Genomic DNA, 7,614 nt, shown 5'->3' with positions numbered 1-7,614 from the left:
ACTAATAACCTTCTCTAAAATAGGATAAGCAAAACTTATCCTATTTATCCTTCTTATTTGAATATCCTATTTATCCTTCTTCATCAGAATTTCTTATCTATCCTTCTTCAAGTTTTGAAGGTTAGAAAAGGTTTTGGGGATCGTCATCAAGTTTGTATCCTAGAATCCTCTCCTAGCAACACTTCTAGAATTTAGCTGTGATGGCTGCTCGTGCGGATTCTCCAATCATCTCACTTATCCTATTTTTTGAGCGGGGATCGCTGGTTTTTAGTCGCGAATGATAAGATATCCATATCTACAGCTTTACTTATATCCTTCTTAGCTTGGCTAGGCTCTTGACAAGGCGAAAGCTACTTGCAGCAATACTTCCAGCCATTGTTAAGAATACAAGGTATTTTAACCACATCAGATATTTGTATCGATAGAATATCCTATTTTGCTTTTTGCTCAAAGTAGGATATAATTGAAGAAGGATAAAGCAATCCCCCTAACATCCAGCATCTAATCCGCAGCCATGATTTCCCATCTCCCCCAATATCTCTCCCCCAGATCTCGCCGAACAAATCAAGTCCGATCTCCGGCAGCCGTGGCTCAAGTCTGCCAAAATCTTTGGTGGCAAGTCCTGCTCCATTACCTCGATCGGTGAATATTACTGGACGTGGCAAGCTGGCAAGGGCGGGACATATTCAAGGCAACAACCAGACGGTTCAGCGACGATCGCTATACCCCAAAGCCTCAGAAGCTTGGCGATCGCCATTGCGACTGAATCTGCCGACTGCCCACAATACAATCCTCAGATCGCCCTAATCAACGTCTACAAGGGCAAACAAAAGCTCAACCTCCACCAAGATATCGACGAGCGATGCGATGCCCCTGTCATTTCTCTCAGCTTCAATACTAGCGGGATCTTCACTTTCGATCGCAATGGCAAGCGCGAGCGTGTCCAGCTCGACGATCGCGATGTCTTTATTTTCGGTGGCACAGACCGCTATATGAAGCATGGTTATGAGGGCAATCTCGATCCCACATCTACTCGCATGAATATCACTATCCGCCAATATTGCTAAATCTGTCGCGCCAAATAAATATGAAATCCTTTCAAGCCGAAGTAGACAATCGCAAATACCGAGTAAATATCGAAGGCGAGTTTTTCGCGATCGACACGATCGCCCACGACCTAGCTACCCAGATCGCCCACAAAATCTATGGTAAGCGCAAGGGTAAAACTCGCCAAATCAAGGAGTTGAACCACGGACGGGAACCTTACCAATACTGGAGCTACGAGATTGTCATTGCTGCTGAAGGTAAGTTTTTCAAGATCGAACAGTGGCAATCGATCGAGATCTGCATTCGTGAAGTTGCTTACAAACCACCAAAAACTCGTTCACCACAACCCCCGCCAGAACGAGTCAAGCCAACTCTAGCCGAAACTCTCGATCTAAACTCTGACACTAATTAATCACTTACGCCAGTACCTTTGATGAAAGCTTTAACTCCCTTGAATCTACCAACTAAACCTATTTCGCCCACCAGAACCGCGATCGACTGGCTGGAAATACTGAACTACCGATCGCCACAAATATATCCTTCTTTACTTTTAACTAAAAGAAGGATATAATTGAATAAGGATAAAGCATCGTACAAACAGTAATGATAGAAACAACTAACCTGCCTAAAATTCCTTCCAATTACGGCTACGAGCCGTGGCAGATCGACAAAAATGGCAAGCTGATCGAGGAAAGTCGCGACAGTACAAAACCCGCTCACTCTCAAATTTTGCAATGGGCGACGTTGCAACCCTTTTTCAGAGAAATTACCATCTATGTCGATCGAGACGGTAGTTTTGGGGTAGCTCGCATTACAATGTCTGGCAGGTTTGAACCCCTTGCTAGCGCGGAATCTGAGTTAGCCCTTGCTGATATCCTTTGGGGATGCCAAGGTAGATCGGGGCAAGATAAAGCCAAGGAATTTAAATTCAAGATGCGGCAAACAGGTCGTTGCGCTCTACGACGATCGAGGTCGTCCTACTTCTCCCGTTAATCTATCGAAAACGATCGAGGATTTCACTAAATTAATGCTCCCGATCGAGAGGCTCTAAACTGGCTCAAAATAACTCGCGTCAGTCCCAACGTCCACGTCGAACGAGTCCTGTTTCGCTTCGATGTTGCTTGGCTGATACTCTCTAGCACGGGTTCGCTGTACCTGGGCAAAGACGGTCTATTCCACCAATGCCAGCCCCATCCTGACTGCTTTTACAAGGAGCGCGTCACCTTCATAAATGACAAGCGAACGATTACCAAAACCTACTACTGGGACAGAGAATCTGCGATCGCATCTATCCCACACGACAGAAAGGATGTCAGAGCCGATACGGTCTACTCCCCTTCTGGTTCTCTAATTTATGGTCGCATCTTCCAAAACCTCGCAGATTTATAACTCGTTAAATTTCCTGGCTGAACTACCGATTGCCATAATTATATCCTTCTTTACTCTCAATTGAAAGTAGGATATAATTGAAGAAGGATAAATCGTCATTCACACAGTCTCTTCACTCAGCTCTAGAAATTCATGACCGCTACAAAACTTGCCAAGCTTTCCATGTCCGAACTCAAATCCATCTGTGTCGATCGAGAGATCGTCGTCATTGGCGATAAGCGGGTAAAAGCCAACTATGTCCTCGCCATCGTCACCGACCAGGAACGCCCTATGGAAATCGCATCAATCCCCACCGTCATCATTCCCGATTCCTTCGACGCAGCGATCGAACTCTCAGCCCCCGCACTAATTTCAATGCCGATCGGACGAAAGCGCACCACCAAAGATCTCGAACTAAATCGCTCTAACCTCATTGAAGTCACGCAGACATCTGACACTGCCACAGCAGCCGATCTCGAACCGTCATCTCCGCAGCCGCAGCAACGTCGCAGTGCTTCGATCGTGGTGATACTCCCGCTAATTCTGAGTCTGGCTCTGTTTTTAGCAGCAAAAGCAATGATTAGCTCGTTCACTTGGGCGATCGCTGCTTCAAGCCCGTTTATCGCAGAAATATGGCGATCGATAGCGAATCACTGCCTGAATCGGGTTAATGAGCGTCCAAATCAGGCGATTGACTATTTCCCTTCGATCGCCTGATTTTACGATCCCAATCGACACATCACCAACCTCTAATACCATCCATGACTACCACTATTACCAAGCCAGATCTCGTTAAGACGGCACTCCAAGACGTTACTATTCGCCGATCGGGAGATCGTTATTTAGTTTGCTTACAAGGCAATGTAGATCGAATTACTTACACCAAAGTCAAAAACGTGCTCAGTCGATTAGGCGGAAAGTGGAATACAAAGCAACAAGCGCATCTACATTCTAGCGACCCATCCCAAGGGATTGAGACTTTCCTCTCGACAGGTTATTTGCCACCACTCAATCCCCATGCTTATTTCCCTACGCCAATTAAGACCGTAGATGAAGCAATCGAATTTGCTGACATTAGATCGTTGGATGGCTCAAATCTGAGATTTCTGGAGCCGTCTGCTGGCTGTGGTCGAATTTGCCAACAAGTTAGGTCTGCCTATCCCAATATATCGATCGAGTGTATCGAACTCGATCCTAAAAATCGAAGCATCCTCAAAGATCGTGGTTTTCAGATAGTCGCTGAGGATTTTGAAACCTTTGAACCTCCTCATCTCTACGATTTCGTCCTCATGAATCCACCTTTTTTGGGCAAAACCTATCAACACCACATCCAAAAAGCATATAGCTTGCTGAGAGATGGCGGTATTTTGACCGCGATTTTACCTGCGAGTTATCGAGACGATCGGCTGTTTCGCAATTGGATATTTGAATTGGGCGAGACTGAGTTCCTTGGCTCGGTGTTTGAAGATACTAATGTTGAATGCGAAATGGTTCGGATTGACAAAGGATCTGCTTCTACTGATTGGCTTCCTACTGACTGTTATGCTTCGACTTACCATCGAGATATTCAGCTCACGCTAGATTCTAGCTACCACCAGCTAGAATCCCCGTCGCTTGCTGACATCTCCAAGATCGTAGACGACCAAATTAAGCTGGGTTTCAATCTCCTTTGGAATGACAAGGTTCAGCGTCAGACTCTCAATCCTCTCTCAACTGCCAACTAATTCTTGCTCGAATATGTCGCTCGATCCTCAAAGATCGGAACTCCAATGACTCAGGTTATGAATACTACGCTCCTCGGATATCTAGATCTACGGAATTAGACACGCACTGTGTCGATCGAGAGATCGAAGTCAGTGGCGACAAACGCGTAAAAGCTAATTATGTCCTCGCGATCGTCACCAGCCAAGAACGCACTGTGGAAATCGCATCAATCCCCACCATCATCATTCCCGATCCCTTTGACGCAGCGATCGAATCGAATCTACAGGAGCTTGCAGCGATCGAGTCTCACTCATTACCACCAGAAATCCACCCAATCCCAGAAGAGGCTTTATCCCCCGCTGTCGATATCAATCCCCTATCTCTCCCCTTACATCCACAGTCATATCACAGTGCCTCAATCGTGTTAATCGTCCCGTTTGCCTATTACTTGACTCTGTGACGTTTTAGTCAGCTATTTTAATTGGCACCAAGCAAACGAGATTCCCCGTCCACAATCTTCATAAGTCATTAATTAAAGTTCTCGACGACAACTCAAACTAGATCCACCACTCCCCAACCACACCCATGCCTAACACCAATCCCCAACTCTACAAAATCGCCACTCAACAGATCAAAGTCTTACGCACCCTCGCGAAAATGTCTGCCCAAATTGGCGATCGCGAGGGAGCTGCTATTATCCAAGCGGCTGAGGTGGCGATCGAACATCGCATCCAAATCACTTCGATGAACCTCAGTGCCCTTGAATATCTGGAAAAGTTAATCAGCCAAGGTCACGACTACGCCGATGCCGAGTGGCGGACTAGTCAATGCTATGCGATCGACAGTGATGAATTACGAACCGCTTACGATAACCGCCCTCAGCCCACTACTCTATCCCATCGCCACAAAACTCTCCTCGAAGATATCATCGCTATCGCTGATGGGATGGATGTCTTGGATCGTGGCTCACGCGAATTCGAGTGGTCGCAACAAAATCTCGATCGCACGATCGACAAACTCGATCTCTGGGTGGCGATTGATTCTCCCATCCCGAAACTCGGTTATCGCTTTGACTCGCTCGACTATCCTAGCTGTCGCGAGTTGGCAGCTCAATTGCTCGATGATTGTCAATAAATCCTTGGTGTCGGTGGCGAAGGTGGCGATACTGTGGCAAGGCGAAAATAGCTGTGCCACCAGCCACAATCATTACACAGTAACGATAGTGGCAATGGTGGCAATGGTGGCAGAGCAAATCATATTTATCTGCTCTCCCCCATGATTTCCCCGCAAAGGCATCAGGCTCCATGCTCTCATTTTTCGATTGCAGTTAATTAAGCTCATACTCTGCCACCTCTGCCATCATTGAGTCGGAGTATAGGTTTCAAGTAGGTGGCATAGCAATTTTCGCTCTGCCACCCTCCGCCACCTTTGCCACCAATTAACTCTCGATTCATTAGACCTCTTGCGAAAGTATCAAGCGATCGCCTGTTATCACTATTTCTAATTTAGGGTTGACATTTTAATTTAGGAGTGATATATTAAAGAGGTAGAGCAAACTAGATGTCAAGCTAGATCGCATGAAATATTTATTTGAAGCTTGCCCACCATCCGAGAAAATTGCTAGTAGATTAGCGGGACTAAACCGTTATGAGATCGAAGAACTAGAAAAAGCAATTTATTGGCAACGACTAGAACAACAAACAATCGCACTACAAGAAAGTGGTTTTAATGCTACTCACAGATACAGAGTAGGTACAGAACAGGAGATATCCTATGATTTAATCCAGGTTGTTTCGCCTGATGGGAGTCAGGCACTATGGGCGACAATCGCAGAATGCGATCGCCTACTCGCCTCAAACTACGCACTCAAAAATCCTCAAAAAGCCTACGAGCGATGGGTTGAAAAAGTCGAACCAACTCAAACCCAATCAGACCGCGATTTTGTCGATGGCACGATCGAGCGAGATCTGCTCCGAATTTCCAAAAAGGCTCAGTCTGAAGGTGATGTTGAAAAACAGCAATTGTTTTCTGAGATGGCAACTGAAACCAGAAAAAACAGAATTTCGGCTACAAATCCACGCGGAGCTGGTCGCAATTCTACTGGCGAACGTCGATCGGCAACATTAACGGGTTTGTCTAAAAATGCCGCTAACAAACTGGATACGGTGGAAAATAAATCTCAATATCTAGTTGGTTTAATTGAGGCTGACTTGTCGGGAAATTAATCTCAAAATCGCTCCAACTAATGGAGCTGCTTATTGCCGAATCCTTTGTAAACCTAACCCTTCACCATGCACATTATCATCAAAGAACTTCGCCACACGTCAGGTAAAGTATCACCCCACTTCTGGAATGCCGAAGAACTCAAATATCAATTAACGTTTAGCCCCTTGGCAAAAATTCGGTCGTCCACAATTCTAATTACTTAGTAATTAAACTTGTGGACGACGACAGGATGAACGACGCGATCCACCGATCTCTAACCACAACTAAAGTTGAAGATTACCCTAATTATTAAGTTTTCTTAAACCCGATGAAACCTACAGAAATGCCTCCCTATTTCGCCAATGCTAACTTTGAAGTCGTTCGCGATCGCAGTGGAGTCATCCACGTCAGCATCCCCAACGGCAGAATGCTCTCCCAATACAATCCTCGCGGTGGTACAGGTATCCGCCTCTACTGTCCTTGCTCCCAATGTCAAGCCGATCGACCGAGCTTTGATGCCTGGGTTGCTTATTTACTCCAAACCTACAATGTCGATCTCAACTTAGCTCTAACGTTTTGACATTTTGGACGGGCGATCGGATACCGTCTCTTCCCGTACTGACTCGATCGTGTTTATGTTTGGGCATACTCTAATTAAGAATTATTTGCAGGAAGACGTAAGAATCTGCCAGCGACTATTCTGACACAAGTTGATTACGACGGGCGGTACAAGTGCTGCGGCATCGACAATCGCCAAATTTTCGATCGGTACATGAAAATTAAATCGGGTGACGTTGAGGCTACAATCTCGATCGATGAATGACTAAATCATGTATATCTAATCAGTTACCAGCATCGATCCACACTACAAATCGATATTATGACTGAGTATTTTGAAAGTAAATTTCTTCGTAGGGCTGCACAACCACAAATCCTTTGCCTCTAAATAACATCTGTACTGATTCGCCAGAACCTCTACCAACTAGAGTTTTCCACTGGACATCAATTTTTAGTTCTGGTTCTAAATTCCCCGACCACATTACAGTAGCATTTGGATCTGTAGTCACGGGAGAATCGGGAGTAACCTTCAAAGTCATCGGCGTGTGATGACTGGTAATAGTAATCCCTCACGAATAAATTTAATTTGCCCAGTATACGCAATCATCGACCCCATCTTAATCCAGACTTCACCGTCAAGGTTAATATCAAGCATTCGATCGGATTCTAATTCAAATAGTCCTTGCTGAAGATCTCGATCGAGTGTTTTGTTGGCAAAGGCTAATAAAGAAT

Annotated in this window: 11 protein-coding genes and 1 pseudogene; 11 read left to right on the top strand and 1 reads right to left on the bottom strand. The window is 45.4% G+C overall.

What is annotated here, in order from left to right:
- Positions 1 to 524: 524 nt before the first annotated feature.
- From ACEW9J_RS04480 to ACEW9J_RS04430, 11 genes are all read left to right on the top strand, one after another.
- A complete protein-coding gene (locus ACEW9J_RS04480; RefSeq protein ID WP_373543939.1) occupies positions 525 to 1,067 on the top strand; it encodes an alpha-ketoglutarate-dependent dioxygenase AlkB in 543 nt (180 codons plus the stop codon).
- 20 nt (positions 1,068 to 1,087) lie between these two features.
- Positions 1,088 to 1,459 (top strand): hypothetical protein, encoded by a 372-nt coding sequence (locus ACEW9J_RS04475; protein WP_373543938.1) that lies wholly within the window; start codon positions 1,088 to 1,090, stop codon positions 1,457 to 1,459.
- A gap of 191 nt (positions 1,460 to 1,650) precedes the next feature.
- Complete coding sequence (locus ACEW9J_RS04470; protein ID WP_373543937.1) at positions 1,651 to 2,040, top strand: hypothetical protein; 390 nt, start codon at positions 1,651 to 1,653, stop codon at positions 2,038 to 2,040.
- 528 nt (positions 2,041 to 2,568) lie between these two features.
- A complete protein-coding gene (locus ACEW9J_RS04465; protein WP_373543936.1) occupies positions 2,569 to 3,132 on the top strand; it encodes a hypothetical protein in 564 nt (187 codons plus the stop codon).
- Between the two features lie 44 nt (positions 3,133 to 3,176).
- Positions 3,177 to 4,139 carry a hypothetical protein gene (locus ACEW9J_RS04460; protein ID WP_373543935.1) on the top strand — a complete coding sequence of 321 codons (963 nt, stop codon included), beginning with the start codon at positions 3,177 to 3,179 and terminating at the stop codon, positions 4,137 to 4,139.
- 194 nt (positions 4,140 to 4,333) lie between these two features.
- The gene (locus ACEW9J_RS04455; protein WP_373543934.1) at positions 4,334 to 4,579 is read left to right on the top strand and encodes a hypothetical protein; all 246 of its coding nucleotides are present in this window, start codon (positions 4,334 to 4,336) and stop codon (positions 4,577 to 4,579) included.
- Between the two features lie 125 nt (positions 4,580 to 4,704).
- Positions 4,705 to 5,253, top strand: a complete 549-nt coding sequence (locus ACEW9J_RS04450; protein WP_373543933.1) for a hypothetical protein — start codon at positions 4,705 to 4,707, stop codon at positions 5,251 to 5,253.
- A complete protein-coding gene (locus ACEW9J_RS04445) occupies positions 5,240 to 5,398 on the top strand; it encodes a hypothetical protein (RefSeq protein WP_373543932.1) in 159 nt (52 codons plus the stop codon). Before ACEW9J_RS04450 ends, ACEW9J_RS04445 begins: the two co-directional genes overlap by 14 nt.
- A gap of 298 nt (positions 5,399 to 5,696) precedes the next feature.
- Positions 5,697 to 6,344: a hypothetical protein gene (locus ACEW9J_RS04440; protein WP_373543931.1), complete on the top strand. Its 648-nt coding sequence runs from the start codon at positions 5,697 to 5,699 to the stop codon at positions 6,342 to 6,344.
- Positions 6,345 to 6,410: 66 nt separating this feature from the next.
- On the top strand, positions 6,411 to 6,548 hold the full coding sequence (locus tag ACEW9J_RS04435) for a hypothetical protein (RefSeq protein ID WP_373543930.1): 138 nt from the start codon (positions 6,411 to 6,413) through the stop codon (positions 6,546 to 6,548).
- A gap of 104 nt (positions 6,549 to 6,652) precedes the next feature.
- Positions 6,653 to 6,904, top strand: a complete 252-nt coding sequence (locus ACEW9J_RS04430; RefSeq protein ID WP_373543929.1) for a hypothetical protein — start codon at positions 6,653 to 6,655, stop codon at positions 6,902 to 6,904.
- Between the two features lie 298 nt (positions 6,905 to 7,202).
- On the opposite strand, the pseudogene ACEW9J_RS04425 reads toward ACEW9J_RS04430, so the two are convergent.
- Positions 7,203 to 7,614, bottom strand: a pseudogene (locus ACEW9J_RS04425) (AIM24 family protein); the annotation flags it as partial.

It is taken from the genome of Chamaesiphon sp. (assembly GCF_041737865.1).
Lineage (GTDB): Bacteria > Cyanobacteriota > Cyanobacteriia > Cyanobacteriales > Chamaesiphonaceae > Chamaesiphon.
The sequence above is the reverse complement of the archived record's forward strand: the minus strand, read 5'-3'. Positions and strand labels throughout refer to the sequence as shown.

What these genes read in the sequence shown, in the direction of transcription:
- ACEW9J_RS04475 (WP_373543938.1), top strand. Translation starts at nt 1,088, where the DNA reads ATGAAATCCTTTCAAGCCGAAGTAGACAATCGCAAATACCGAGTAAAT.
- ACEW9J_RS04470 (WP_373543937.1), top strand. Translation starts at nt 1,651, where the DNA reads ATGATAGAAACAACTAACCTGCCTAAAATTCCTTCCAATTACGGCTAC.
- ACEW9J_RS04465 (WP_373543936.1), top strand. Translation starts at nt 2,569, where the DNA reads ATGACCGCTACAAAACTTGCCAAGCTTTCCATGTCCGAACTCAAATCC.
- ACEW9J_RS04460 (WP_373543935.1), top strand. Translation starts at nt 3,177, where the DNA reads ATGACTACCACTATTACCAAGCCAGATCTCGTTAAGACGGCACTCCAA.
- ACEW9J_RS04450 (WP_373543933.1), top strand. Translation starts at nt 4,705, where the DNA reads ATGCCTAACACCAATCCCCAACTCTACAAAATCGCCACTCAACAGATC.
- ACEW9J_RS04445 (WP_373543932.1), top strand. Translation starts at nt 5,240, where the DNA reads ATGATTGTCAATAAATCCTTGGTGTCGGTGGCGAAGGTGGCGATACTG.
- ACEW9J_RS04440 (WP_373543931.1), top strand. Translation starts at nt 5,697, where the DNA reads ATGAAATATTTATTTGAAGCTTGCCCACCATCCGAGAAAATTGCTAGT.
- ACEW9J_RS04435 (WP_373543930.1), top strand. Translation starts at nt 6,411, where the DNA reads ATGCACATTATCATCAAAGAACTTCGCCACACGTCAGGTAAAGTATCA.
- ACEW9J_RS04430 (WP_373543929.1), top strand. Translation starts at nt 6,653, where the DNA reads ATGAAACCTACAGAAATGCCTCCCTATTTCGCCAATGCTAACTTTGAA.